The 25,482-nt window shown below is 50.0% G+C and carries 27 protein-coding genes; 1 reads left to right on the forward strand and 26 read right to left on the reverse strand.

The features are described from left to right. Nucleotides 1–32: 32 nt before the first annotated feature. From PRIO_RS20000 to PRIO_RS20110, 23 genes are all read right to left on the reverse strand, one after another. Nucleotides 33–500 (reverse strand): flagellar basal body-associated FliL family protein, encoded by a 468-nt coding sequence (locus tag PRIO_RS20000; RefSeq protein WP_020434116.1) that lies wholly within the window; start codon nucleotides 498–500, stop codon nucleotides 33–35. Beyond that, a complete protein-coding gene (locus PRIO_RS20005; RefSeq protein WP_020434117.1) occupies nucleotides 497–721 on the reverse strand; it encodes a flagellar FlbD family protein in 225 nt (74 codons plus the stop codon). Before PRIO_RS20005 ends, PRIO_RS20000 begins: the two co-directional genes overlap by 4 nt. 121 nt (nucleotides 722–842) lie before the next feature. Then, nucleotides 843–1,661: a flagellar basal body rod protein FlgG gene (gene flgG, locus PRIO_RS20010; protein WP_039791286.1), complete on the reverse strand. Its 819-nt coding sequence runs from the start codon at nucleotides 1,659–1,661 to the stop codon at nucleotides 843–845. A 120-nt stretch (nucleotides 1,662–1,781) separates the two neighbouring features. Continuing rightward, the gene (locus PRIO_RS20015) at nucleotides 1,782–2,165 is read right to left on the reverse strand and encodes a TIGR02530 family flagellar biosynthesis protein (RefSeq protein ID WP_046504320.1); all 384 of its coding nucleotides are present in this window, start codon (nucleotides 2,163–2,165) and stop codon (nucleotides 1,782–1,784) included. After that, nucleotides 2,162–2,647, reverse strand: a complete 486-nt coding sequence (gene flgD / locus PRIO_RS20020; RefSeq protein WP_046504323.1) for a flagellar hook assembly protein FlgD — start codon at nucleotides 2,645–2,647, stop codon at nucleotides 2,162–2,164. Before flgD ends, PRIO_RS20015 begins: the two co-directional genes overlap by 4 nt. Nucleotides 2,648–2,672: 25 nt before the next feature. Continuing rightward, a complete protein-coding gene (locus PRIO_RS20025) occupies nucleotides 2,673–4,160 on the reverse strand; it encodes a flagellar hook-length control protein FliK (protein ID WP_052741496.1) in 1,488 nt (495 codons plus the stop codon). A gap of 21 nt (nucleotides 4,161–4,181) precedes the next feature. Further along, nucleotides 4,182–5,123 carry a MotE family protein gene (locus PRIO_RS20030; RefSeq protein ID WP_020434123.1) on the reverse strand — a complete coding sequence of 314 codons (942 nt, stop codon included), beginning with the start codon at nucleotides 5,121–5,123 and terminating at the stop codon, nucleotides 4,182–4,184. Nucleotides 5,124–5,141: 18 nt separating this feature from the next. Further along, nucleotides 5,142–5,585 (reverse strand): flagellar export protein FliJ, encoded by a 444-nt coding sequence (fliJ, locus tag PRIO_RS20035; RefSeq protein ID WP_020434124.1) that lies wholly within the window; start codon nucleotides 5,583–5,585, stop codon nucleotides 5,142–5,144. 6 nt (nucleotides 5,586–5,591) lie between these two features. Continuing rightward, nucleotides 5,592–6,905 (reverse strand): flagellar protein export ATPase FliI, encoded by a 1,314-nt coding sequence (gene fliI, locus PRIO_RS20040; RefSeq protein ID WP_039791296.1) that lies wholly within the window; start codon nucleotides 6,903–6,905, stop codon nucleotides 5,592–5,594. Beyond that, nucleotides 6,898–7,749, reverse strand: a complete 852-nt coding sequence (locus tag PRIO_RS20045; RefSeq protein WP_020434126.1) for a FliH/SctL family protein — start codon at nucleotides 7,747–7,749, stop codon at nucleotides 6,898–6,900. Before PRIO_RS20045 ends, fliI begins: the two co-directional genes overlap by 8 nt. Continuing rightward, complete coding sequence (gene fliG, locus PRIO_RS20050) at nucleotides 7,742–8,758, reverse strand: flagellar motor switch protein FliG (RefSeq protein ID WP_020434127.1); 1,017 nt, start codon at nucleotides 8,756–8,758, stop codon at nucleotides 7,742–7,744. The genes PRIO_RS20045 and fliG overlap by 8 nt, the downstream gene beginning before the upstream one ends. A 4-nt stretch (nucleotides 8,759–8,762) precedes the next feature. Then, complete coding sequence (fliF, locus tag PRIO_RS20055; protein WP_046504327.1) at nucleotides 8,763–10,349, reverse strand: flagellar basal-body MS-ring/collar protein FliF; 1,587 nt, start codon at nucleotides 10,347–10,349, stop codon at nucleotides 8,763–8,765. A 34-nt stretch (nucleotides 10,350–10,383) separates the two neighbouring features. Next, complete coding sequence (gene fliE / locus PRIO_RS20060) at nucleotides 10,384–10,692, reverse strand: flagellar hook-basal body complex protein FliE (protein WP_052741497.1); 309 nt, start codon at nucleotides 10,690–10,692, stop codon at nucleotides 10,384–10,386. A gap of 28 nt (nucleotides 10,693–10,720) precedes the next feature. Further along, nucleotides 10,721–11,170 (reverse strand): flagellar basal body rod protein FlgC, encoded by a 450-nt coding sequence (gene flgC / locus PRIO_RS20065; protein WP_020434130.1) that lies wholly within the window; start codon nucleotides 11,168–11,170, stop codon nucleotides 10,721–10,723. A 6-nt stretch (nucleotides 11,171–11,176) separates the two neighbouring features. Then, on the reverse strand, nucleotides 11,177–11,584 hold the full coding sequence (gene flgB / locus PRIO_RS20070) for a flagellar basal body rod protein FlgB (protein WP_020434131.1): 408 nt from the start codon (nucleotides 11,582–11,584) through the stop codon (nucleotides 11,177–11,179). A gap of 378 nt (nucleotides 11,585–11,962) precedes the next feature. Continuing rightward, nucleotides 11,963–13,363, reverse strand: a complete 1,401-nt coding sequence (gene hslU / locus PRIO_RS20075; protein WP_020434132.1) for an ATP-dependent protease ATPase subunit HslU — start codon at nucleotides 13,361–13,363, stop codon at nucleotides 11,963–11,965. A 33-nt stretch (nucleotides 13,364–13,396) separates the two neighbouring features. Beyond that, nucleotides 13,397–13,939, reverse strand: coding sequence for an ATP-dependent protease subunit HslV (gene hslV, locus PRIO_RS20080; protein ID WP_039791297.1), 543 nt, complete (start codon nucleotides 13,937–13,939; stop codon nucleotides 13,397–13,399). A 196-nt stretch (nucleotides 13,940–14,135) separates the two neighbouring features. Beyond that, nucleotides 14,136–15,494: an FADH(2)-oxidizing methylenetetrahydrofolate--tRNA-(uracil(54)-C(5))-methyltransferase TrmFO gene (gene trmFO, locus PRIO_RS20085; RefSeq protein WP_020434134.1), complete on the reverse strand. Its 1,359-nt coding sequence runs from the start codon at nucleotides 15,492–15,494 to the stop codon at nucleotides 14,136–14,138. 24 nt (nucleotides 15,495–15,518) lie between these two features. Further along, complete coding sequence (topA, locus tag PRIO_RS20090; protein WP_020434135.1) at nucleotides 15,519–17,615, reverse strand: type I DNA topoisomerase; 2,097 nt, start codon at nucleotides 17,613–17,615, stop codon at nucleotides 15,519–15,521. Between the two features lie 32 nt (nucleotides 17,616–17,647). Continuing rightward, nucleotides 17,648–18,766 carry a DNA-processing protein DprA gene (gene dprA / locus PRIO_RS20095; protein ID WP_020434136.1) on the reverse strand — a complete coding sequence of 373 codons (1,119 nt, stop codon included), beginning with the start codon at nucleotides 18,764–18,766 and terminating at the stop codon, nucleotides 17,648–17,650. Nucleotides 18,767–18,898: 132 nt separating this feature from the next. Next, a complete protein-coding gene (gene sucD, locus PRIO_RS20100; protein ID WP_020434137.1) occupies nucleotides 18,899–19,828 on the reverse strand; it encodes a succinate--CoA ligase subunit alpha in 930 nt (309 codons plus the stop codon). 31 nt (nucleotides 19,829–19,859) lie between these two features. Next, nucleotides 19,860–21,017 carry an ADP-forming succinate--CoA ligase subunit beta gene (gene sucC, locus PRIO_RS20105; protein WP_039836538.1) on the reverse strand — a complete coding sequence of 386 codons (1,158 nt, stop codon included), beginning with the start codon at nucleotides 21,015–21,017 and terminating at the stop codon, nucleotides 19,860–19,862. Nucleotides 21,018–21,367: 350 nt separating this feature from the next. Then, nucleotides 21,368–21,832, reverse strand: a complete 465-nt coding sequence (locus PRIO_RS20110; RefSeq protein ID WP_020434139.1) for a MarR family winged helix-turn-helix transcriptional regulator — start codon at nucleotides 21,830–21,832, stop codon at nucleotides 21,368–21,370. Nucleotides 21,833–21,979: 147 nt separating this feature from the next. On the opposite strand from PRIO_RS20110, the gene PRIO_RS20115 reads away from it, so the two are divergent. Continuing rightward, nucleotides 21,980–22,408: an organic hydroperoxide resistance protein gene (locus PRIO_RS20115; RefSeq protein WP_039836535.1), complete on the forward strand. Its 429-nt coding sequence runs from the start codon at nucleotides 21,980–21,982 to the stop codon at nucleotides 22,406–22,408. A gap of 94 nt (nucleotides 22,409–22,502) precedes the next feature. Here the strand turns inward: PRIO_RS20115 and PRIO_RS20120 are convergent, their stop codons facing one another. The 3 genes from PRIO_RS20120 to PRIO_RS20130 form a co-directional block, all read right to left on the reverse strand. Then, nucleotides 22,503–24,278, reverse strand: a complete 1,776-nt coding sequence (locus PRIO_RS20120; protein WP_046504336.1) for a YifB family Mg chelatase-like AAA ATPase — start codon at nucleotides 24,276–24,278, stop codon at nucleotides 22,503–22,505. A 202-nt stretch (nucleotides 24,279–24,480) separates the two neighbouring features. After that, nucleotides 24,481–24,990, reverse strand: coding sequence for a metallophosphoesterase (locus tag PRIO_RS20125; RefSeq protein WP_046504338.1), 510 nt, complete (start codon nucleotides 24,988–24,990; stop codon nucleotides 24,481–24,483). Nucleotides 24,991–25,005: 15 nt separating this feature from the next. Continuing rightward, nucleotides 25,006–25,422 (reverse strand): hypothetical protein, encoded by a 417-nt coding sequence (locus PRIO_RS20130; RefSeq protein ID WP_020434145.1) that lies wholly within the window; start codon nucleotides 25,420–25,422, stop codon nucleotides 25,006–25,008. Nucleotides 25,423–25,482 lie beyond the last annotated feature (60 nt).

Below are 25,482 nucleotides of genomic sequence, written 5' to 3' on the forward strand. Positions count from 1 at the left end.
ACCCCCCTATCAAAGAATTAATCCTCCAGCAGCTACATGGAAGCTAAAACAAAATCAGTGAATTCGAGCTGAGTGATCGTGCCCTCAGTCAAATTCTTGTTGATTATATTCATCAGCTTGCTGCTGAATTGATCTTTGCCGCTTGCCCCGTTCAGATCCTCAGGCTTGGCATCAGCAATCGCCTTGATGATAAGCGGCGTAATTTTAATAGCTTTTATCTTTTCGAATTCTTCCTTAGACTTCGCTGAATCCAGTTGGAACGCGATGTTTACTTTAAGGATATAATCGGGATCGGCAGTATTAGTTTTGATATCAGTGATTTCTGCCGTTAATGCGACGATCTCATCAGCGCTGAGCTTTTTAGTCTCCACGCTCTGAACTGCCGTATTGACGTCATTCGAATCACTGGGAAAGATCTTATCCATTAGTAAAAAGGCAGCTACAACTATAAGAGTTATTGCTAATAAAATTGTGATGAGCCACGGCAGCATCTTTTTCATGAAAGCTCCTCCATTGACTGGACTTTAATGGTGGCAGCATATGTGCCAATGTCCCTGTTATAATCACGGATCTTACGGATGACTTCATCGGCCTTTTCCAGCACGATCAGCCTTTTGCCAGTTACGAGCGTAATGTACGTATCCGGACTTTCTTCTACCATTTCTACCAGTAAAGCATTTAAAAACATGGGTGTACCATTCAATCTGGTTACCGAAATCATAACAGGCCTCCTAACAAAAAATAGGGGGAGGAGTTCCTCCCCCACGACTTCGCAATAACCTTTGCGCCAGAAGACGAAACGTTACCATTATACAGCAAGTTTATGATTATGGCCCCAAAAATTAACGCTTGAGGTTGACGACTTCCTGCAGCACTTCATCAGAGGTCGTAATAATGCGGGAATTGGCCTGGAACCCGCGCTGGGAAACAATCATTTCGGTAAACTCGCCGGTCAGATCCACATTGGACATTTCCAGCTGGCCGGCAACGATGGCTCCCGTCCCTTCTTCAGTATTGTTGGCTGTTGTTGGATTAAGCGCTCCATCAGCATTGGCGTTCAACGTCATCCGGTACAGGTTGCCGCCGATCTTTTCCAAGCCCTGCGGATTGCTAACCTTAGCTACCCCGATTTTCGTATCCGAATCGATGGTTCCGTCTTGCAGCGTTTGTAAAACGGAACCGTCAGCGGAGATGGAGAATGCGGTAGTGCCTTCATTCAATTGAATAGGTTCACCAGCGGAATTAAGCACATGGAGACCGTCGGAGGTCAGCAGGTTGCGGGCGGAATCCACATGAAAATCACCGGCGCGGGTAAGGAATGGCGTTGCCTGCTCGTCAGAGAGCTTCACCAGGAAAAATCCGTCCCCGTCAATCCGCAGGTCCGTCGGATTATTGGTGGTCATGGCGCTGCCGGCCAAGTGCATGGTGTCAATGGAGCCAATGCTGACTCCAAGCCCAATCTGCTTGGCATTCACGCCGCCCTGACCGCCATCCACAGGAGCCGTAACCCCGGATACCGTCTGGCTCATAATATCCTTGAACATGACGCGCCCGGATTTGAAGCCAATGGTATTCACGTTCGCAATGTTGTTGCCGATTACGTCCAGCTTAGTCTGGAATCCGCGCATACCGGATACCCCTGAGTACATAGATCTTAGCATTATTTGTCTTCCTCCCGGATTATGGAGTTCTTTGACTCCGAATTTGTCTGAAATGAATTTGAGCTATGGCCGCTTCAGTCGGTCGGCAGCCATTCCGGCTCTCCAGTTAGGACCAGCCGGTCAAGAGATGATTACTGCACTATCAATTTGTGTAAACACATTGTCCTTCATGGAATTGCCGTCCATAGCAGTCACTACGGTACGGTTAGCCACACTGACGATCAAAGCCATGTCTTTCATTAATATAAGTGATTCCTTGCTGCCTTTGGCTGCCGCCTTATCCACTGCGGACGAGATTTGATCCAATTGCCGGCTTCCAAGCTCTATTCCTCTTTGTTCCAATCGTTTGGCTGCATGATTGCTGAACTTCAGCATATTCTTTTGCAGCAAGCTCTCAAATGAAACTTCCGGATTTACAGGATTCTTGGAGCCAGCCGGCCGCTGAAGTGTTGACGGATGTATGCTGGCAGGATACAGCTGGCCTATCGTAAGCCTGTCACTCATGATCCCGTCCCGCCCTCCGCAGAACCGGTACTGTCTTTCGCATCTTCTGCGGGTGCAGCTGCATTCTGAATTTGCGTGACATCGGTCAGCGCAATTTTTTCTTTGCCCACAACTGCGTACTGCACGCCGCTGCTGACAACGATAGAATCGACATTCCCCGATTTCGACTCCTTAGTCGTTGCATCCATCCAGGTAATATTCTTGCCGATCAGTCCCGATACCGCGCCAAGCGACTGATTCATCGCTGTCATTTGTGTTGAAATATTCATTAGTTGTTCTACCGAAGAGAATTGGGCCATCTGGGCGATAAATTCCTTGTCCTCCATCGGCTGCATCGGGTCCTGATTCTGCAGCTGGGTGATGAGGATCTTCAGAAACTGGTCCTTGCCGAGTGTTGAGTTTCCGGTAGTTTTCTTGGTGCTGTCCGGAGTTGTGTAATTCCACTGTTCCGGTGTTGAGACGGGTGGAGTAGTTGATGCCATTTTTGTTCACCTCGCTTGTCGTTTGTTATGCCTTGGCTGAAAAACTTCCACCTTGCGAATGGCTATCCTGCTGCGTGCTTGCAACCCATTCTTTCCATTCGCCATTCAGTTCAGCGGCAAGCACCGCATCACCGATTTCCTCCGTGCGTTCTTTGGAACGTCTTTCCTGCTGCTGACTGCCGGAACCGGCTCCACGTCCCTGCTGGCTTCCATTATATTGGGACTGCAGTGGTGTATTATTTTGGGTAACCTCCAATTTTTCAACTTGAAGACCCTGATGCTGCAATGCTGATCTGAGCTGGCTCATCTGCTGTTCCAGCATATCTTTGGCTCCGGCATGCTCAGTTAAGAACTGGGCAACCAAATGGCCGTTTTGCATCGTGATTTTAACATCCACCTGCCCAAGATTCTCAGGGAACAGTGTAATTGTCGCCTCAGCCACTCCGCCTTTTTTGACAATCTCCAGTTTGCCTGTTATGAACGAGGTCATCTCACTAGCAAACTGATGTACAGGAACCGGTGGTGTCACTGCTTTAAGCGGCGCAGTAATTCCACCTCTCAACGACAGCTGCCCCGCAGTTATGACTTCATGGTTCTCTTCAGCCGGTTTTGCTCCAGCCAAGACTTCAGTTTCCGCTCCATCCTTAGAAGCATCTGCTGTTAGAGCCGCTTTAGCCAGTGGTGCAGCAACCATATCTGCCTCATCATCTGCTGTTACTGTTGCAGCTGGAACCGCTGTGGTATTCTCAGTTGCTGCTGCAGTAGCGGGACTGGTGCGGATGTCAGTAGAGACTGGAGCTTTCACCTTTACCTCCACTTTGGAATCCGTTTCGGTCACTGGCTTCAAAACTACTGGTGCAGCGTCAGTGCTGACAGCCGGTTTTGCCTTAGCTTTATGGTCAGGGACCACCGTATCCGCCAGAATCGCTGTAAAATTATTCAACAGGGCAATTCCCGCCGAGGCTGTTGGTTCATTCCCCTCTGCGGCAGCTTGCTTAACCAGGCTAACCAGACTGTTAAGCTCGTCCTGGACGGCAAAGCGCAGCGTCTCGGGATTCTGTGCAAGTGGAGATAGCGTTTCAGCAGGGATACTTCCTGCTTCGGTGCTTCCCTCAGAAGGAGCGCTTCCTGATAATAGAGCAGATACCTGGAGCAGCCATCCTTGAAGTGCAGCCATCAGTGCAGGTTCACTGCTAATGTCTTCATCCAGCTTCTCCACATCTTCCGTAAGACCCTGCAGCAGCTCGGCGCTTTTGGCTGTAGCATCGGTGCTTGTTTCTTCACCAGCTGCTTGTACAGCGTTCATTAGACCTTGCAATAGTGAAGCCAAATTCCCCAGTACCGCCGGCGCTGCCGTTTCTGTGGCTTGCGCTGCGCCCATGCTCTGAACAAGAGTCTGGGCAAAAGGTGCCGCTGATGCTGTCCCAGCGGCTGTACCCGCGCCTGCAGCAGTTGATGTCCCTGTGGCAGCAGCTTTATTCCCGCCACTCATTGTTTGAACGACTAAACTCATTTTTTCACCTCCTCTCCAGTGTTATTTACCGCCCATCAGCCGGTTTACAACCTTAGCTGTCTGAGCACTGTCATTCTTGGTCATCTCCCCCAGAATTGAAGAGCGCACAGTGTCACTAACCGTATTCAGAATCGTGATCACTTTGTCCGGGCTGATCTTGTACATCGAACCCAGCAGTGTTGCTGCATCGGCAGCCGGCATGCTAGTGAATGTCTGGTTCAGCTTCTCTTTATCCAGGTTATTTGTTGCTGTGGTCTTTGTTGAAGCTCCCGTATCCTGCTTTAGTCTGGATTGAAGGGCTGCAATAGCCATATCGGTTGAATTTGTAGTTTCTTTTAGCTTAATGGAGACATCCGCAGCTTTTTTGGGATCCATTTTTTCTAATATAGCTGTTTTGCTGGCATTATTCATTACACTGAAGATTTGCACCATTTCATCTGTGGTCAAATTCTCCATGATTGGCGCAGCTTTGGAGGCTTTCATCCCCGCATACAGCTTGGCCAGATCTTTCACCTGCTTCACATAGGGATCATCTGTCTCCTCTGTACCTGCTTCTGCAGCTGCGGCTTCTTCCTTCATACCGTCAATCTGCTTCTGCAGTGCTTCAGCTTTCGTGGCCTGGGCTGCGGTATCTTCGTTCGCCTTCTTAAGCTGCTCGCTTTGTGCCGCCAGCTGAGACTTAAGCTCCTTGATCGTCTTATCAGAACTTGCTGCCTGCTCTTCAGCCTGCTGTTTCGGGTCGGTTGCTTCATCAGCAGATTGCGGGGGGTCAGGCACCCATTTCTCCACAACCGGAATCTTGTTCGCAATGGCCAGAACGTTGTTGCGGATATCCATATTAAACAGAGTTAACAGTACCCCAAGCAGGACAAGGGTAAAGATGATCGGTATCATCAAAAATAAAAACTTTTCAAATTTACTTGCTGACCCTTCAGTTTCAAATTCCATATCATTGTTAGCCACTAGCGGAAACCTCCTGGGTTAGAGGGATTTCATCGCGAAGCGGACGGTAGCCATCTCATCCAGTTCGTTTTGTTCCCGTAAAATCATACTCTGCTGAAATGCGGTCTGGGCTTTGTCTTTAGCCTTCAGCCACACCTTCTCATCCAGCACTTTCGTGCTGAGGTGATTCTGCTTGTGCTGAACTTCAACATGCGCACGGCTGATATCCGAGTGTTTGCGCGCAATGCAGTGGTCCAGATAATCGACATAATCCTGCATCTCACGCAGCTTGGACATCGGCGTTTTCTGTTCAGCCGCATGCTGCAGTGCCAGCATCAGTCCGCGGCGTTGCTCCAGCAAGTCCTCAAGACTTTTTTCCTGGGCTTGAAGTTCTCCGAGGGCGCTTGACAGCATCCACTCTGCCTGTGTTTTTTCATTTGCTTTCAAGTCCACAACTTTTTGAAAAGTGTAATGAAATCTCATGATCAATCAACTCCTTGAGAACTGGGAAATTAAAGACTCTTGGACCTCGGCCAGCGTGACCTTTTCGTTTACCTTCTGCTTGGTGAAATTCCATATGCTGTCAATGTAATGTATAGACTCATCGATCTGGGCATTGGAGCCTCTTTGGTAGGCACCGATGTTAATCAAATCTTCCGAATCCTTGTATACAGCCATGAGCCGCTTTACGTTCTCAGCCGCAGCAATCTGTTCCTCGGGAGCAATATCCTTCATGACGCGGCTGATGCTGGAGAGAACATCAATGGCTGGAAAATGTCCCTTATTGGCAATATTCCGGTTCAGTACAATATGTCCATCCAGGATTCCGCGCACTGCGTCAGCAATAGGCTCATTCATATCGTCACCATCCACGAGCACTGTGTAAAAAGCGGTAATCGATCCCGTAGGTCCGGTTCCGGCCCGCTCAAGCAGCTTCGGAAGGCTGGCAAACACCGAGGGAGTGTACCCTCTCATTGCCGGCGGTTCTCCAACCGCCAGTCCCACCTCACGCTGCGCCATGGCATACCGTGTGACTGAATCCATCATCAGCATGACATTCAAGCCCCGGTCGCGAAAATATTCGGCAATCGTTGTGGCAATGAGCGCGCCTTTAATGCGGATAAGCGCCGGCTGGTCAGAGGTGGCGACTACAACGACTGACCGCTGCAATCCTTCCGGACCGAGGTCGCGTTCAATGAAGTCCAGCACCTCTCTGCCCCGTTCACCAATTAAGGCAATCACATTCACATCTGCAGATGTATTGCGGGCGATCATGCCCATCAATGTGCTCTTGCCGACCCCTGATCCGGCAAAGATGCCTACACGCTGGCCTTTGCCTATGGTGAGCAATCCGTCGATGGCTCTGACCCCAATACTGATCGGCTCCTGCACCCTGGGGCGGTTCAGCGGATTGGATGGAATGTTGAACGTTGAACTGTGCGGCATGCGCGCCGGAATGAGCGAGCCGTCAAGCGGCTGTCCCAACCCGTCAAGAACCTTGCCCAGCAGCTCCGAGCCCACCTGTACACTCAGAGGCTTGCCTGTACCCACAACATCACAGCCCGGCCCTATGGCTTGCAGTTCACCTAACGGCATCAACAGCACCTTGTTGTCACGAAAGCCTACAACTTCAGCCTGCAGCGGTTTGTTGCCTTTGGCCGGATAGATATAGCATACATCACCGATACTCGCATCCGGTCCTTCCGACTCCACCATCAGCCCGATCACCTGAGTCACTTTGCCATTGATTCTGACCGGGTCAAAATTCCGCAGCTGCTCCTTATACCGTCCGCTGTCAAGCATCGTCTTCCCCATTTCTGTTCTCATCGGTATCCAGTGCGATCCGGATCAGCTCTTTTTTGATTTCAGCGAGCTGTGTATCAATTCGCGCATCAATACTTCCAAAAGAAGAACGGATGACGCATCCGTGATCCTTTACAGTTGAGTCAGGCAGAATTTGCAGCTCCGCCTGAGAATCCACTGCCATTGCCAGTTCTTCCCTGGCGGCATTGACAAAGGAGAACTGTGCCGGGGACACACATAATGAAATCAGTCCCTGCTCGCGTTTGCGGGCAAGATTCTTGCGGATCAGATCCATGGCAAATTGCGGCTCCACGGTCAGCTGCTTGTCCACAATCTTCTCGGCAATACTGCAGCTAAGCTCTACCAGAAAAGGCTCAGCCTCTTGAATAATAACCTCTTTGGCCCGATAAGCCTCCTGGAGAACCTGTCTTGCTTCCTCCATCATCTCGGCCATTTTCCGCGACATTTCCAGTTCAGCCTGTGCCTGTCCCTCTTGGTATCCCTGTTGATAGGCTTCCGATTTGACGGCCTCGACAAGATGCTCATCCTGTTCCCTGCGCTGCCGCCACCACTCTTCAGCCTCTGTCCGTGCCGATTCTACAATATTCTCAGCTTCCTGTGCCGCGTCTCGGACCTGTCCTTCGGCAAACTCCTGTGCATCCTTCAGCATTTGCTTGCGGGCCTGTTCCGCCTCTTCTCTGGCAGAATCCTGAATATGCACCTCGCCTGCCGCCTCATCCGAAGCAATCGACTCCTCAGTCAGGCCTGCATACTGCCTGGCTTGTTCCAGCCGTTTGAGAACATCAACCGGAACATACTGTGAATGTTTGATCAGCCTAGACAATGATGTCATCTCCTCCGCCACGGGCGATGATTATTTCACCTGATTCTTCAAGTCTGCGGATCGTTCCTACGATGCGTGTCTGAGCTTCCTCGACATCACGCAGCCGTACCGGACCCATATATTCCATTTCTTCGCGGAAGGTTTCGGCCATCCGCTTCGACATGTTGCGGAAAATAACGTCCCGCACTTCCTCGCTGGCCACCTTGAGCGCCAGCTGCAAATCGGCATTTTCGATATCGCGGATAATCCGCTGGATCGAACGGTTGTCCACGTTGACGATATCCTCGAAGACGAACATCCGCTTTTTGATTTCTTCGGCAAGCTCCGGATCCTGAATTTCCAGGGAATCCAGAATCGTGCGCTCCGTACCACGGTCAACACCGTTCAGAATCTGCACAATCGATTCAATACCGCCGGCATTCGTGTAATCCTGAGTTACAGTAGCTGAGAGCTTCTGCTCCAGCACCCGCTCAATCTGAGTAACGACTTCCGGTGAGGTGCTGTCCATAATCGCAATTCTTCTGGCTACTTCAGCCTGTTTCTCCTGTGGAAGCGAGGACAGGATGGAGGCCGCCTGTTCAAATTGCAGATAAGACAAGACCAGCGCTATAGTCTGTACATTTTCATTCTGGATAAAGTTCAAAATCTGATTAGGATCAGCCTTCCGGGCAAAATCGAATGGCCGTACCTGCAGCGTTGCCGTCAGGCGGTTGATGACTTCCATCGCCTTGCTTGAACCAAGCGCTTTCTCCAGAATTTCCTTGGCGTAATTGATACCGCCTTGTGAGATGTATTCCTGCGCGAGGCAAATTTGGTGAAATTCAGCCATAATGGACTCTTTTTCCGCACTATCTACCTTACGGACATTGGCAATTTCCAGAGTCAGCTGTTCAATTTCCTCGTCCCTCAGATGTTTGAATATTTGCGCCGATACCTCGGGCCCTAGTGTGATTAGCAGGATAGCCGCTTTTTGACGGCCGCTAAGCGCCTGCTGAGTCGCTTTTGCCATTAGTTCACCTCTGTTCATCTGCTAGCCAAGTACGCAGCAGATTTACGAATTCATCCGGCTTCTTCTTGGCCAGACTTTCCAGTTGCTTGCGAACCTGACTTTCGTTCGTCATGCTATCCATATTAATGGACGGGAATTCTGTAGGAACCTGAAGCGGAATATCTTCTTCCACCTCTTCTTCCTGCTTCTTGCGGTTGCGGTAGATCATATATCCGACCCCTGCGCCAACCAGCAAAGCAGCTGCAGCAATTGCCCAGATCATCCACGTTGCAAGCCCGCCTGAAGCCGTATTGGCATCCGTGCTTCCAAATTGTTGGGAGTATACCGAAACTTTTTTGGCTAAGTCCGCGTCTGTATAAGAGACACCTGAATCCGCCAGAGAAGCACGTACGATATTCACCAAAATATTCTGAATTGCTGCTGATGTAGTATCATCCAAAGTATTTTGTCCGGTAGGTGGTTCAACCGCAACATTTATGGTTAAATCTTTAACAGAGTAAGGACTTGCAATAATATCTTTAGTGATATGGTTCACTTCAAAGTTTCTTGTCTCCGAAGACTCCTCAGATGAAGAAGTTCCCGAGCCCGTATCCGATGGATAACCCGCAACATCTTGCGAGCCTGTACCTGCTACTCCTCCGGTAGTGTTTCCCTGACCAGAATAGGTATTGCTGATAATCTGCGAGCTGATCTCAATCCCTTTCATATTTTCCGCATCTACCGGTGTGACTAGTTTCTCCTGGCGATTCTCCTTGTCAAAATTCAACTGTGAGAAGACCAGAACATCTACTTTATCTGGACCTGTGAGCGTACTAAGGAATTGTTTCACATTCTTTTTAACTTCTTCCTCAAATTTCTTTTTGAGGGCAAAGTTTTCTTCAACCTGGCTGGAAACTCCCGCCTGCCCGCCCTTGGCCGTCGGCATTAATTCGATTTCATTGTTGGCAATCGTAATGTTGTCGATCGGCAGATTCGGAACTGCGGTCTTCACTAGGTTGAAATAACCGTCAATATTGTCTTGTGTAGGTCTAAAGCCAGGATCGAAGCTAAGCACGACCGAAGCAGAAGCCTGCTCCTGGTTCTCTTGTGAGGCAAATACGGTTTCCTTTGGCAGGTTGATCAGGACCTTGGCATCCTTGATCCCCTGCATCCGTCTCATAAGCTGCTCTACTTCACCGTTCAATGCATTGTTATATTTAACATTGAATTCGCTGTCTGTAGTGCCGATCATCGACGATGACTCATCGAAAACCTTATAACCGATGGAACCGCCTTGTACGATTCCCTGCGAGCCAATATCCACTTTGACACGGGCCGCATCCGTACTTGGCACGGAGATGCTTTTGCCATCCGGACTCAAGCGGTAAGAAACTCCGGCAGAATCCAGGTATTTCATTACACCGGCTGAATCAGTACTATCCAAATCCTGAAAAGCCACTTCGTATTCCGTTTTTGACAATTGCATCGTTAAGACCACGATTATGATTATGATGATAAACAGGGTAGAGAAAAATAGTATTTTCTGTTTACCGCTGAATCTGTTCCAATACTGGGTTACCCTTTCCCGGTACTGGGCAAATCTTTCATTCACAGTGTCACCCCATCCGAAACTTAACTAGGATTATTTAGATTTGAGTTCTCATAATTTCCTGATAGGCTTCAATTACTTTGTTCCGGACTTGTGTAGTCAACTGCAAACTCAGCAATGCCTGTTGGGAAGAAATCATAGCTTGATCAATATTGACCTCACCCAGGATGAACTTGTTACTCATATCTTTTGCCTGCTGTTCTTGATTTGCTACCTGTTCCAAAGCATTCTGTAAATAAGCGCCAAAGTTCTGTCCCGAACCTTCTGATGGTAATGACTCAGCGGCTGATGTTTTCATGGCGAGCGGCTTGATAGCCTGAGCTCCAATGCTTAAATTCTGTATCAACACTTTCCCTCCCGGCATGTTCTAAATTTTACCGCCCGATTTCGAGCGCTTTGGTTACCATACCCTTCGATGCATTAAGCATCGTGACATTGGCATCATAAGATCGGGACGCAGACAGCATGTCCACCATTTCTTTGGTTATATCCACATTTGGCATATATACATAACCATCAGCATCTGCATCCGGATGGCTTGGGTTGTATACAGGCTTCAGAGGAGAAGAATCCTCGATGATCGACTGTACCTTCACACCCTGGCTGCCATCGCTGTTCATCTTGGAATTCAAGATGTTGGAGAAGCTGTCGTTCTGGTTTGTTTCCAGTACAACCAATTTCCGCCGGTAAGGTACTGCCTTGCCATCAACCACTGAAGCTCTTGTTGTCTCTGCATTGGCAATATTGGAGGAAATCACGTCCATTCTCAGCCGCTGGGCGGTTAATGCTGAAGCACTGATTCCAAAACTGCTGCCAAAATTCATTGTTTGCTACCTCCCTTCAACTACTGTTCGCATCATTGTGATCTGGCTGTTCAACTGCGCCACATATGAATTGTACCTGAGCTGGTTCTCTGCGCTTAACGCCTGCTCCCGGTCCATATCCACATTATTGTCGTTATTGTTCATAGAAGTTGTTTCATCGGTACTGACTGTTGCTGTTGGTACAATAGTACCTGTCCCGAATTGGAAGTGCCGGGAATCTGTCACCTTTGCATTCAGTGTGGACTTAAGACCGTTCTCCTGCTGCTGTAAATAGCTCTCAAAATTAACATCAGAGCGTTTGAAATTCGGAGTGTCGGCGTTGGCTACGTTATTTGCCAGCACACTTTGTCGTTTGGTGGCGGCATCAAGGCCTCCCTGCAATCTTTGAAAACTGACGCTGTTCAATAAACCCAATGGAAATCCCCCTTCCAAAGCTTTTGTTCTGAAATGAATTCCACAAACTTCTTAAGAATTCCTGCTTGATTCGACAAAAAAGGATAAAATTCTTCCTAACTTACCGAATATAGGTCGAAAGATGTCGATGGACGAAATAAATGTCAATCTCACATACATTGATTCTCTTAGAATTTGTATATTATTACAATAAGAAATAAGCCCTATCTTTTCTGAAAAGAGAGGGCTTAAAGCATGTTTTTTCAATTATTTGACATTTTTAGCCCAAATTCTTCGGAAAAATAACATTTTATAGCACGAAATTCCCCGAAATGGGGGATTTTTTGTAAAGGCCTAATTCCTAATGCCTAAATTTTAATTATTTTGAAACTTGTCGCATCAGAGAATATATTGACTTAAATCGCGGTCCTGTGCGATTCCTGCCAATTTTTCACGCACATACTCCGGAGTGATGACCATCGTCTCTAAAGTCAGCTCCGGTGCTTCGAAAGATAGGTCTTCCAGCAGTTTCTCCAGAATAGTATGCAGTCTTCGCGCACCGATGTTCTCCATATTTTGGTTCACTGAGGCTGCAATCCGGGCAATTTCGTAAATCGCTTCTTTTTGGAACTGAACTTCAATATTTTCGGTTTGCAGCAAATTGACATATTGCTTCGTTAGCGCGTTTTCCGGTTCAGTCAGAATAGACACGAAATCCTCAAGCGTGAGGCTGCTCAATTCTACGCGGATCGGAAACCGGCCTTGGAGCTCAGGGATCAGATCAGAGGGCTTTGCCACATGAAACGCCCCTGCGGCCATAAACAGCACGTAGTCCGTCTTCACAGGGCCGTATTTGGTCATTACCGTAGAGCCTTCGACAATAGGCAGAATATCACGCTGTACCCCTTCCCGCGATACATCCGGTCCGGAGCCCTTGCCTTGACTGGCTACTTTGTCAATCTCATCGATAAAAATAATCCCGGACTGCTCCGCACGAGCCACCGACTCCTGAATGACATCATCCATATCGATCAGCTTCGCCGCTTCATCCTGAATCAGCACTTTCCGGGCTTCCCTGATCGGAAGCTTGCGCTTCTTGGTCCGTTTGGGCAGCAGGCTGCCGAACATCTCCTGCATGTTCATCCCCATCTGGTCATTGCCTTGGCCTGCGAACATATCCAGCATAGTAGGCGCAGTGTCTTCTACGTCGACCTCGATGATGTCATCCTCCAGCTGGCCAGCCAGCAGCTTGAACTTGACTCCGCGGCGGCGCTCGCTGAGGCTTCCATCTTCGGCATCATCTTTGGCATCCTCAGCTGCGTTATTGTTCCCGCCGAAGATCATTTCAAAAGGATTCCGCTGCGACTTATTTTTCGATCCCCCAGGCACCAAAATAGAGACGATACGTTCATTCGCCAGTTCTTCTGCGCGGTCTTTTACCTTTTCGGTCCGTTCCAGCTTCACCATACGAATGGAGGTTTCAACCAGATCGCGGACCATAGACTCCACATCCCGGCCCACATAGCCAACCTCAGTAAACTTGGTCGCCTCCACCTTAATGAACGGAGCATTTACCAGCTTGGCCAGACGACGGGCGATCTCGGTTTTGCCGACACCGGTCGGCCCGATCATCAGAATATTCTTCGGAACAACCTCATCCCGCAGCTCCTCAGACAGCAGACTGCGGCGGTACCGGTTGCGGAGTGCGACAGCAACCGATTTCTTAGCCTGCTTCTGTCCTACAATATACTTGTCAAGCTCTGCTACGATTTGCCGGGGTGTAAGCGATTGATTGACCATTGTGACTTCCTCCCTCTTTCTTGGGCACCGTGCCTATAGTTGTTCAACGATAATATTGGAATTGGTATACACGCATATTTCGGAGGCAATCTGCAGCGCTTCTTTGGCGATCTCGGGCGCGCTCAGATTAGACGCGTGGCGTTTCAGCGCCCGTCCTGAGGCAAGCGCAAAATTACCGCCGGAACCGATGGCAAGCACATCATCGTCCGGTTCAATAATCTCCCCATTGCCGGAAATCAGCAGCATGCCCTCTTTATCCATCACAATCATCAAGGCTTCCAGCTTGCGCAGAATGCGGTCCTGGCGCCAATCCTTGGCCAGCTCAACGGCTGCACGCTGCAGGTTGCCATGATGCTCTTCCAGCTTGCCCTCAAACTTCTCAAACAACGTAATCGCGTCAGCTACTGATCCCGCAAAACCGGCAATAACCTGTCCCCTGTACAGCCGGCGGACTTTTCTTGCTGTCGTCTTCATGATGACACTCTCACCGAATGTCACCTGGCCATCCCCGGCTATTGCCGCCTGGCCATTATGTCTCACCGCACAAATCGTAGTCGCATGAAAGCTAGGTAACATCATTTACGCAACCTCCTAAAAGTGTTGCAGCGCAACTCCTTAAAATATCCTCTTACAAAACTTTAGTGGAAAGCAAACCCTTAAGTTTTGCGGGCGCTGCTGCCTTGAATTATCTACGTACAAAACTCAGTTTGGAAGCATACATTCACTTCTGCAAGGGTTACGCACCATTGTAGCGGTTTGCACCAGAACCAGCCTATACTGTCGTCTGTCCAGCATTCTCGGGTTCCTTATAGGCAAGGCCGGTACGTGCTGCAAAACCGGCAAGGCTGTCCAGGGCACGATGAGCAAGCAGCTCATTTTTTTCTTTTTTACTGCGGATTCTTTGCTCCGGCTTCGGCAGCAGGCCAAAATTGGCATTCATCGGCTGGAAATGTTCCGGGTCAGCAGACGTGATGTAAGCAGGCATGCTGCCCAGCACCGTATCCTGCGGGAAGATAAGCCCTTCCTCTCCAAGCGCTGCTCTCGCGGCGTTCATGCCCGCAATCAGCCCGGACGCTGCGGACTCGACGTAACCTTCAACCCCGGTCATCTGACCGGCAAAAAACAGTCTTTCCCGGCCCTTCATTTGATAGGTGGGATGCAGAAGCTTCGGAGAATTAATAAATGTATTGCGGTGCATTACCCCATAGCGGACATATTCGGCATTCTCCAGGCCGGGAATCAGTGAAAATACCCGTTTCTGCTCGCCCCATTTCAGATGTGTCTGAAAGCCAACCAGATTATACAGGGTTCCCGCAGCATTATCCTGCCGCAGCTGCACAACCGCGTAAGGCAGCTTGCCGGTATGGGGATTCATCAGCCCCACCGGCTTCATCGGTCCGAACAAAGCGGTCTGCTTGCCGCGCTTCATCATGATTTCAATGGGCATGCAGCCCTCAAAATAAATCTCTTTCTCAAAATCTTTGAGTGCAGCCGTCTCGGCTGAGATCAGTGCATCATAAAAACGGTCAAACTCCTCTTCCGTCATCGGACAGTTCAGGTAAGCTGCTTCACCCTTGTCATAACGGGAGGCCAGATAGACTTTGTTCATGTCAATGCTGTCTTTCTCCACGATAGGAGCGGCAGCATCATAGAAGTAAAAATACTCCTCACCAAGCAGGCCCTTGATCTCAGCCGATAACGAAGGGGATGTCAGCGGACCGGTGGCAATGACAACAATCCCTTCCTCCGGTATATGCGTGAGTTCTTCATTTATGACTTCCACCAGGGGATGATTATGCAGGGTAGAGGTAATTTCACCGGAAAACCCGTCACGGTCCACGGCAAGCGCACCACCTGCGGGAACCGCATGGCGGTCAGCCGCACCGAGCACCAGCGAATTCAAACGCCGCATCTCTTCCTTCAGCACTCCCACCGCATTACCCAGTCCGTTGGCGCGCAGCGAATTACTGCACACCAGCTCGGCAAATTGATTGGTATGGTGCGCTGGTGTCTTCACGACGGGTCTCATTTCATAGAGTCTTACCGGGACTCCGCGCGAAGCAATCTGCCAGGCCGCTTCACTGCCTGCAAGCCCGGCTCCTATTACTGTAACCTTAGCTGTATCAGTCAATTTCCTTTCCTCCTGTAGAGACATTTATTCTGCCAGTTCTTCGCCCTCAAGCACTGCCTCCGTGTGATCGCAAGAGGTGCACTGCAGCTTCGTTCCCTGCTTGCTGCGCTTCTCTATCATCCAGGAGCCGCAGACCGGACATGGTTTGACGGATGGTCTGTCCCATGATACAAAATCACAGCCGGGATACTGGTCACATCCGTAAAAAACACGGCCTTTCTTGCTGCGGCGCTCCACAACCTTGCCTTCATGGCATTTCGGGCAGCTCACGCCAATATCCTTGACAATCGGCTTGGTATTCCGGCAATCGGGAAATCCGGAGCATGCCAGGAATTTACCGAACCGTCCCAGCTTATATACCATAGGCTTGCCGCATTTTTCGCACATTTCATCCGAAACTTCATCTTCAATTTCGATTTCTTTCATTTCTTCTTCAGCAAAGACCAGCCGCTTCTCAAAGGACGTGTAAAATTCAGCTAAAACTTTCACCCAATCTTCTTCGCCATCCTCCACATGGTCCAGATCATCTTCCATATGCGCTGTAAATTCCACATCCAGAATCTCCGGGAAAAACTGCTCCATCTGCTCAATGATCAGCTCTCCAAGCTCGGTCGGCATAAATTTCTTTTCTTCAATGGCCACATACCCGCGTTTCTGGATGGTTTCGAGTGTCGGGGCATACGTACTTGGACGGCCTATGCCGAGCTCTTCCAGCGTCTTCACCAGACGTGCCTCAGTATAGCGCGGAGGCGGCTGCGTGAAATGCTGCTTCGGCTCAATTTCCTGCTTCTTCAGGTCATCGCCCGCCTGGAGCGGCGGCAGGAACTTTTCTTCATCCGTTGTACCGTCATCATTGCCTTCAACATAAACCTTCATAAAACCCGGAAAAGAGACCTTGGAGCCCACGGCTCTGAAGACAGCTGTGCCCGCAGTGATATCTACCGAGAGTGTATCAAGAACTGCTGAAGACATCTGGCTGGATACGAACCGTTCCCAGATCAGCTTATACAGCCGGAATTGGTCACGGCTCATGAATTCTTTGACCATCTCAGGTTCACGAAGTGCGGAGGTAGGACGGATGGCTTCATGCGCATCCTGGGCTCCGGCGGCCTTCTTGGAATACTGGCGGGGCGACTCGGGCACAAACTTCTCACCGTATTTCGCCAGAATCAGTTCCTTGGCTTCTTCCTGCGCAGTCGCGGACAGCCGGGTGGAGTCAGTACGCATATAAGTGATCAAACCCACGGTTCCCTCTTTGCCCAGTTCAACGCCCTCATAGAGCTGCTGTGCGACAGACATGGTTTTGGCGGCACGGAAGCCCAGCTTGCGTGCTGCCTCCTGCTGCAGGGAGCTGGTTGTGAAGGGAGCCGAAGGATGGCGCTGCCTCTCCTTCTCTTTGACTTCACTCACCTTGAACGCAGCATCTTTAATGGCATCCAGCACTTCTTTTACATCATTTTCGTTTCCGAGCTCTTTCTTCTCCCCATTGAGCTTGTGGAACTTGGCTTCGAACAGTGCATCCCGGATGCCTAGCTTTGCAGTAATGCTCCAATATTCCGTTGGAACAAAAGCCGAAATTTCATTCTCGCGGTCCATAATAATCTTCACGGCAACAGACTGCACACGGCCGGCTGACAAACCTTTTTTGACTTTCTTCCATAATAGCGGACTGATCTTGTAGCCGACCAGACGATCCAGTATCCGGCGGGCCTGCTGCGCGTTCACCAGATCCATATTAATTTTCCGCGGGGTCTTGAAGGCATCCTTCACTGCCTGCTTCGTGATCTCATTAAAAACGACCCGGCATTCCTCTGAGTTGTCCAGATCCAGCGCATGTGCCAGATGCCAGGCAATCGCTTCACCTTCGCGGTCCGGGTCAGCCGCCAGATAGACTTTTTTCACTTTTTTGCTGGCATCTTTGAGCTCTTTCAGAATAGAGCCCTTGCCGCGGATCGTAATATACTTGGGACTGAAATCATTCTCTACTTCTACCCCGATCTGACTTTTCGGCAAATCTCTGATATGTCCCATTGAAGCCTTTACGATATATTTACTGCCTAAATATTTGCCAATTGTCTTCGCTTTTGCCGGCGATTCGACAATAACCAGCGCATCCGCCATAGGTTGTTCCTCCTAAAAGTGATCCTTCTATATTAAATTACCTTATAAATTGCCCCTGGTAATTGTGATACCGCTTTTTTTATGATTAAAGATAACAGAACTGAATGCAAATGTCCAAAATCCCATCCCGTCCTGAGCAGCAGCTCATCCAGTGTAAAAGGGCCTTGATGCAGTATATGGTATAGGTGAGACTCCTCACTTGTCAATTTCTTTTCCCTAAACCCGTCCTCTTCCCGGGTGGCTTCAGAGGTATTTCCACCTTGATTTGCAGCCTTCGCAGGCAGGTATGACCGGTATTCTTCAATAATATCCGCAGCTCCGGTTACGAGCTTTGCTCCTTGTTTTATCAGATCAAGCGCTCCCCGGCTTTTGGGTGAAGTAATCGGTCCCGGTATGGCGAACACATCCCTTCCTGCCTCTAATGCAGCATCGGCGGTGATCAGAGACCCGCTCCGTGTATCCGCCTCAACCACAAGCGTGCCCAGGGTGAGGCCGGCGATGATCCGGTTGCGCCGGGGGAACAGCCCCGGATGGCTTTTGGTGCCCAGAGGATACTCGCTGATTACCAGCCCTTGACGTGAAATCTGCTGCTCCAGCGCCCTGTTCTCAGGCGGGTATACCCTGTCGAGACCTGTCGCAACAACGGCAATGGTCCCGCCGGCATTTTTGAGAGCAGCTTCATGGCAGACACTGTCAATTCCTCTGGCCAGGCCGCTCACGACTGTGAGACCCGCCGCACTCAATTCCATGGCCAGCATTTCCCCTGCCTTGCGTCCATAGGCTGTCGGCATCCGGGTCCCAACCATCGCGACCGCAGGGCGGCTCGCCAGCTCCAGACGGCCCCTGTAATACAATACCCACGGGGGCTCTAGTGATTCTTTTAATAATTCAGGATAATCTTCATCGAGCAAAGTTACCACTGCTACACCGCTTTCCTTCATTAAATTGCAGCGTGTATAAATCCACTCCGGATTAAAACCAGCAGCCAGCCAATGAGCAATTTTCGCATTTATTCCCAATCTCCCCCAATCCTCAGAACTACAGAAAAATGCATTTTCCGTCAAAAGTCCCTCCCGGCATATTCTGTCGATCGTTTTCCAGCCGATTCCCTCTACTTCATTGAATCCGATCAGCAGTTCGCGTGTTTCCATATGTACTCTCTCCCTTCTAAAAAAATGGCTGAACGCCAAAAAAGCAACCTATTATCCCCATAAAGAGGACAAAAGGTTGCTTACCTTATAAGCTGATTATACCTAATTTGGACGCAATTGTATTGTGAATGTTCAATGAGTCGTAAAAGCGTTCAGAATTCCGCGTTCTTCCAGCACCTTGACAAGGGTTGTGCCCATTTCGGCAGGAGTAGGCGCCACTTTGATTCCGCAGGATTCCAGCACCGCGATCTTCTCACTCGCTGTCCCTTTTCCTCCGGATATGATGGCCCCGGCATGACCCATCCGCTTGCCCGGAGGTGCGGTTACTCCGCCAATAAAGCCGACAACCGGCTTGGTCATATTTTCCTTGATCCATTCAGCCGCTTCTTCTTCCGCAGTACCGCCAATTTCCCCGATCATGATCACGGCTTTGGTTCCCGGATCTTCATTAAACAGCTTCAGAATATCGATAAACTCCGAGCCTTTTACCGGGTCACCGCCGATACCGACCGCTGAAGACTGCCCGATTCCGCGCTCAGTGAGCTGATGAACCGCCTCATAGGTCAGCGTTCCGCTGCGGGATACGACGCCCACATAACCAGGCATATGAATATACCCCGGCATGATGCCTATTTTGCACTCGCCGGGTGTGATAACCCCAGGACAGTTAGGCCCGATCAGCACGGTAGAACGCCCTTCCATAAAGCGGGAGACCTTCACCATATCCAATACGGGGATTCCTTCAGTGATACAAATCACCAGTTCAAGACCGGCATCCACTGCCTCCATGATGGAGTCTGCGGCAAAAGCCGGCGGGACATAAATTACGCTTGCTGTCGCACCCGTAGCCGCTTTGGCCGCCACCACAGTATCAAATACAGGCAGACTGACCTCGCTGCCATTCTCCAAAGTAATGTTTACAGTAGTTCCGCCTTTGCCGGGAGTAACCCCGCCTACCATCTGCGTCCCGTAATCCAAAGCTCCTTTGGTATGGAACAAGCCGGTAGAGCCCGTGATCCCTTGCGTGATTACCTTCGTATTTTTATCTACAAGAATGCTCATGCTTTAGTCACATCCCTACTTAATTTGGTGGTTACACAAGAGCGACAATCTTACGGGCCCCGTCCGCCATTGAGTCCGCAGCAACAATATTCAGCCCCGAACCGGCAAGAATCTCTTTGCCCAGCGCAACATTGGTGCCCTCAAGACGTACAACCAGCGGTTTGGTCAGACCAAGCTGTCTGGCAGCTTCCACGACACCGCTCGCAATGACATCACAGCGCATGATCCCGCCGAAAATATTGACGAATATACCATTTACCTTGTCATCGGACAAAATAATTTTGAAAGCCTCGGTAACTTTCTCAGTCGTGGCACCGCCCCCTACATCCAGGAAGTTGGCCGGCTCGCCGCCGTAATATTTGATGATATCCATTGTAGCCATGGCCAGACCGGCACCGTTCACCATGCAGCCGATGTTCCCGTCAAGGGCGATGTAGCTGAGATCGAATTTGGATGCTTCAATCTCTTTTACATCCTCTTCATCGAGATCGCGCAGCTCCAGAATATCCTTATGCCGGAACAGTGCATTGGAATCGAAATTCAGCTTGGCATCCAATGCCATAACGTTTCCATCCCCGGTCACAACCAGCGGGTTAATTTCGGCAATGGAGCAATCCTTATCCACAAAAGCTAAATAGAGCGCTTGCATGAACTTTACTGCTTTATTCACCAGCTCCGTGGGGATCGCAATGCTGTACGCCAGTTTACGGGCTTGAAAGGTCTGCAGTCCTACTGCAGGATCAATAATTTCCTTGAAAATCTTCTCCGGATGCGTTGCCGCTACCTCTTCAATCTCCGTTCCGCCTTCCTCCGAAGCCATCATCACCACACGCCCGGAGCCACGGTCGACAACAAGTCCGATGTAGTATTCCTTAACAATCTGGCAGCCTTCTTCAATGAGAAGCCGTTTCACAACTTTCCCTTCCGGACCGGTCTGATGGGTAATCAGCGTCTTTCCGAGAATCTCCTCAGCATACGCCCGGACCTCTTCGCTTGATTTGGCGACCTTCACGCCTCCGGCCTTACCGCGCCCGCCAGCATGAATCTGCGCTTTTACCACTACCACCGGGGTCCCCAGCGATGCTGCGGCTTCCACCGCTTCCTCCACTGTATAAGCTACTTTTCCGTTCGGTACGGCGACGCCGTACTTCTTAAGTACTTCTTTTCCCTGATACTCGTGGATATTCATACCGGAAGCCTCCTAAAGTATTGCGGTGGCGATGCAGGCAGCCTGCTGCCAATCCGCTTTCCGTTTTGATTGTCCAAAGCCGGGTCCAGACCGGTAAAACGAGCAATATCCCGGTCCATACAGAATACCCATGCCGCATGATCCTGACAACGGCACAGGTTTCTGTCCATGGCATCCGGGGACGAAATAGCGGAGTGAACCGATTTCTGCCCAGAGCCATAATATGAAACCCAGAATATTGTAACATGTTTTAAAAACGCTTTCCTTAAAAACTTTCACGATTTATACATACATTTTCGCTTGATTTCATGCCGAAATGCGAACGATTGCATTGACTTTACTCAAACAAGCTATTTCGCAGTGTGGGCATTGGCTTCATGAACACGGGCAAGCAGGTCCTTGAATTGGCCCAGCAGACCAACAAATTCATCTGCCGAGAGCATAGTTCCTTCCGCCATTTTGCCCGGGATACACGCCGCTTCACTCTTCAGCGCCCTTCCCTGTTCGGTCAGTGAGATCAACACCTTCCGCTCGTCCTGAAGCGACCGTTCGCGGAGAATCAGACCGGCGGCCTGCAGTCTTTTCAGCAGTGGTGTTAATGTACCCGAGTCTAAAAAAAGCGCCTCACCCAGTTCTTTAACCGTACACTGGTTTCTTTCCCAAAGCACAAGCATTACAAGGTATTGGGAATACGTAAGGCCAATCTTGTCCAGATGAGGCTGGTACAGCTTCGTAAATTCACGGGAACAGGCATAAATCGTAAAGCACAATTGATTTTCAAGCAGCAGTTCAGGGGTCGTATTTGTCTCTTGCATATCATATTCACCTGCCTTTATAACATTATTTTATCACAATTCCTGTATAATATCATGTTAATAGCGAAAAATATATTGACTATTATTTTATTTGTGTTAAATTAAATTGTGTACAATACATTAACGAATGAACGGGAGCGAATCATAATGATGACTATTCAACAGAAAATGTACGAAACCACAGTAAAAGCAGTAGGCGGAAGAAGCGGCTACATCGAATCCGAGAGCCCGCAATTGAACCTTACCATCAGTACCCCACGGGAAATGGGCGGCGCTGGCGGAGAAGGCACCAACCCTGAGCAGCTGTTTGCAGCCGGTTATTCCGCTTGCTTCGACAGTGCGCTGAATATGGTCGCCCGCATGGGTAAAGTAAAAATTGAAGGCAGTGAAGTAACGGCTACTGTAAGCTTCGGTAAAGTTGAGGATGGCGGATTCGGCATCGCCGTGAAGCTTGATGTCCTGGTCAAAGGCGTTGACAAGGAAACCGCAGCCCGCTTGGTGGAAGCTGCCCACGGGGCATGTCCTTACTCCCGTGCAACCCGCGGAAATATTGTGGTCGAGTTGAATGTGCTGTAAGGTAGCTTGCTGCACATCTCGTTAACATAACGCAAGCCGCCCGGCTTTGACGGGCGGCTTGTTTGGCCGGATACAATATGCCGGTTCCGCATATTCACTCCTCCATCACGACTTGCCGGTCCAGATTACGGTATTGGACAGCCTCGGCAAGATGCGCCGAGGAAATATCAACAGCACCTTCAAGATCGGCAATCGTGCGGGCCAGCTTAATGATCCGGTCATGTGCACGCATGCTTAAACCGAGATTTTCCAGGATATCATTGAGCAGCTCTCTGCCATCTTTATGCAGCCTGGCATAATGGCGCAAAGCCGCTCCTGAAAGCTCGCTGTTCCAAGCGATCGGAAGACTTTTATAGCGTTCCGCCTGAATAGCTTGCACTTTAAGCACTTCAGCGCGCATCTCTGCCGAAGACAATGAAGGCCCCTGCCCCTCCCAGTCCGTAGGACGGGGAACATCCACCTGCATATCTATCCGGTCGAGCAGCGGACCGGAGATTTTGCTGCGGTATTGTGCAATCTTCGCCGGACTGCAGGTGCATCTCAGCTGTGTTCCTCCGCTTCCCAAATACCCGCAGCTGCATGGATTCATCGAACAAGCGAGTAAAAACTGCGCGGGAAATGTAAACGACGCCCGGGCGCGGCTGATCGTGACCACCCCGTCCTCCAGGGGCTGGCGCAGCACTTCAAGCACATTGCGGGAGAACTCAGGCAGCTCATCCAAAAAGAGGACACCGCGATGCGCCAGGCTGACCTCACCCGGCTTGGGAACCCCTCCGCCCCCGATCAGGCCAGCCGCCGAAATCGTATGATGCGGAGACCGGAAAGGGCGGCAGCGCATGAGTCCGCTGCGGGCATCCTTCAGCTTGCCGGCGGCGCTGAATATTTTGGTCACCTCCAGCGACTCCCTGTCGCCAAGTTCCGGAAGGATGCCCGGCAGGCGTTTGATCAGCATTGTTTTGCCTGTTCCGGGCGGACCGATCAGGACAATATTATGCATTCCGGCGGCCGCAATCATCAGTGCCCGCTTCACATGGTTCTGTCCAAGCACATCACTGTAGTCTTCCACCATTAAGTTTACCCCGGTGCTGACTGGATCTGCCTGCTTATATTCAGCGGTATACTTCAAGTGTTCTAAGGTTAGCACCTTAACCAAAGCCTGCTCCTGCACAATTGGGCCTGAACTGACCGTAACCGGAAAAGGAAGCCCGCTTAACCCTACAGGGGGAGCAGGCATCGCGGAAGACTCAGCACTTGCCGTTGTTAATATTTCCGGTAAGCATTCAAAACCTGCAGCGGGTGCTTCCTCCGGCTTCAGCTCCGGCTTATGCTGTTTTCTTTTGCGGGGCGCATATAAAGGGTCACCCTCTGACTGTGGCTGCGGCAGCTGCCGCAAATGCTCTGCAGCATAGATCGTCATTCCACTGATCAGCGCCGCTTCAGCAGCATTGCCTGCAGGCACAAGCACAGCCGTAAGGCCGGCACGCCTGGCGGCTTCGACCATAGGCAGCACCCCGGTAACCGGCCGCAGACTGCCATCCAGCGCCAGCTCACCGATGAGCAGCAAATTTTCCGCTCCGGGCATAACCAGCTGGCCGCTTGTGGTCAGGATGCCGAGCGCTATGGCCAGATCAAAGGCGGACCCCTCTTTGCGGAGGTCAGCCGGAGCCAGATTGATTGTGACCCGCTGCTGAGGGTAACGGTAGCCGCAATTTTTGACGGCGGCGCGTACTCTTTCTACGGCTTCCCTAATGGCTGAATCCGGCAATCCGATAATACTCGTCTGCGGCAGACCGTTCGCCAGATCAATTTCAACACCGATCATTACACCTTCGATGCCGTTCAGGCATGCGCTGTGCATTTTTCCATACATAACAAAAAACACCTCTTCCCCTGAAATACGCCCATATGCAGGCGGATTAGATTCAAGAAAAAGGGTGCTTCCTCTATTTTCCGGTGATTCTATTATTCTTAGTATACTTAGCTTTCCATGCGATAATCAATAGCCTGGGGTCAAACGAAAGGGAATTTCAACTTTTGCATAAATATGCAAGCTGCTTTTGAACAAAAATTCGTCAGCCTTCCTCTTTTACTACAACTCTATCTGTGATTTGAGAAAAAGACAAAGGTGTATAGTCCCAGTGTTCTACGCAAATGTTAAAATGATTGTTCCCCTCATATTTCTGGCCATGAATATGCCCATGCACATTCACGTAAGGCATATGCTTGTTCATGTACATCGGTTCATGTGAGAGAAAAAAGAAATCCTTATACACGATAGGGTATTCACTCACCTCATTAAACCCGGCTTTCAGCCACCAGCTCCGGCCACGGCTGCGGTCGTGGTTGCCAAGAATCAGAATTTTATAACCATTCAGGGCAGAGACGATATCCCGCGTGCGTTCCAGGTTCAAGAAAGAGAAATCCCCTAAATGAAATACTGTATCTTCCGCACCGACAACAGCATTCCACTTCCGGATCATGACCTGATCCATTTCTTCGACACTGCTGAAGGGGCGGGACTCAAAATCAATAATCAGCTTGTGCCCAAAATGCTGGTCTGAAGTAAAGAATACATCCGGCAATCTGCTCCCCACCTTTCAATCGTTCCAGTTCCGTTTGGCAGTGCGCTGGCTGTTCGTATCCAGCTTAATCAACTCGGCTAAAGGAGGGACTTCCTCATGCTCGATCAGCCACTGGCGCATCTCCCTGATCGCTTCCACTTGTCCATTGCCTTTGTCGCGCCAGGTCAACAGTTCAATTACCCGGATCACAAGCGACAACAGGCTGCTATTGCTGCTCTGGGTCTTTTCGGCACGGATTTTTTGAAATAAGGCTTCATTTTCCCAATCAATCAATATCTCCTCCGCTATAGCGGGCCGCATAACGGTAAAGGTCTTGTTACACTTGCTGCAGCATACAACGGATACAGGCTCTCCGTCCAGCTCTACTGCGATTTTATTGTCACAATATTGGCAAGTAAAACTTACCTGTATATCAAATGGTTGATTTTTCACTCGGACAGCCCTCCTCATGGTGGCATTAAAAAGTTACAATAATGTTTACCCATTTCCTCG

Source organism: Paenibacillus riograndensis SBR5 (assembly GCF_000981585.1).
GTDB lineage: Bacteria > Bacillota > Bacilli > Paenibacillales > Paenibacillaceae > Paenibacillus_AQ > Paenibacillus_AQ riograndensis.

Coding starts and splice junctions, on each gene's coding strand:
- hslV (WP_039791297.1), bottom strand. CDS start 13,939: ATGTTACCTAGCTTTCATGCGACTACGATTTGTGCGGTGAGACATAAT.
- flgG (WP_039791286.1), bottom strand. CDS start 1,661: ATGCTAAGATCTATGTACTCAGGGGTATCCGGTATGCGCGGATTCCAG.
- dprA (WP_020434136.1), bottom strand. CDS start 18,766: ATGGAAACACGCGAACTGCTGATCGGATTCAATGAAGTAGAGGGAATC.
- PRIO_RS20120 (WP_046504336.1), bottom strand. CDS start 24,278: ATGTATGGAAAAATGCACAGCGCATGCCTGAACGGCATCGAAGGTGTA.
- sucD (WP_020434137.1), bottom strand. CDS start 19,828: ATGAGCATTCTTGTAGATAAAAATACGAAGGTAATCACGCAAGGGATC.
- PRIO_RS20005 (WP_020434117.1), bottom strand. CDS start 721: ATGATTTCGGTAACCAGATTGAATGGTACACCCATGTTTTTAAATGCT.
- sucC (WP_039836538.1), bottom strand. CDS start 21,017: ATGAATATCCACGAGTATCAGGGAAAAGAAGTACTTAAGAAGTACGGC.
- flgC (WP_020434130.1), bottom strand. CDS start 11,170: ATGAATTTTGGCAGCAGTTTTGGAATCAGTGCTTCAGCATTAACCGCC.
- fliI (WP_039791296.1), bottom strand. CDS start 6,905: ATGCTTGACAGCGGACGGTATAAGGAGCAGCTGCGGAATTTTGACCCG.
- PRIO_RS20110 (WP_020434139.1), bottom strand. CDS start 21,832: ATGCAAGAGACAAATACGACCCCTGAACTGCTGCTTGAAAATCAATTG.
- PRIO_RS20015 (WP_046504320.1), bottom strand. CDS start 2,165: ATGAGTGACAGGCTTACGATAGGCCAGCTGTATCCTGCCAGCATACAT.
- PRIO_RS20000 (WP_020434116.1), bottom strand. CDS start 500: ATGAAAAAGATGCTGCCGTGGCTCATCACAATTTTATTAGCAATAACT.
- hslU (WP_020434132.1), bottom strand. CDS start 13,363: ATGGTCAATCAATCGCTTACACCCCGGCAAATCGTAGCAGAGCTTGAC.
- fliG (WP_020434127.1), bottom strand. CDS start 8,758: ATGGCAAAAGCGACTCAGCAGGCGCTTAGCGGCCGTCAAAAAGCGGCT.
- topA (WP_020434135.1), bottom strand. CDS start 17,615: ATGGCGGATGCGCTGGTTATTGTCGAATCGCCGGCAAAAGCGAAGACA.
- PRIO_RS20115 (WP_039836535.1), top strand. CDS start 21,980: ATGATGACTATTCAACAGAAAATGTACGAAACCACAGTAAAAGCAGTA.
- PRIO_RS20025 (WP_052741496.1), bottom strand. CDS start 4,160: ATGAGTTTAGTCGTTCAAACAATGAGTGGCGGGAATAAAGCTGCTGCC.
- fliJ (WP_020434124.1), bottom strand. CDS start 5,585: ATGAGATTTCATTACACTTTTCAAAAAGTTGTGGACTTGAAAGCAAAT.
- flgD (WP_046504323.1), bottom strand. CDS start 2,647: ATGGCATCAACTACTCCACCCGTCTCAACACCGGAACAGTGGAATTAC.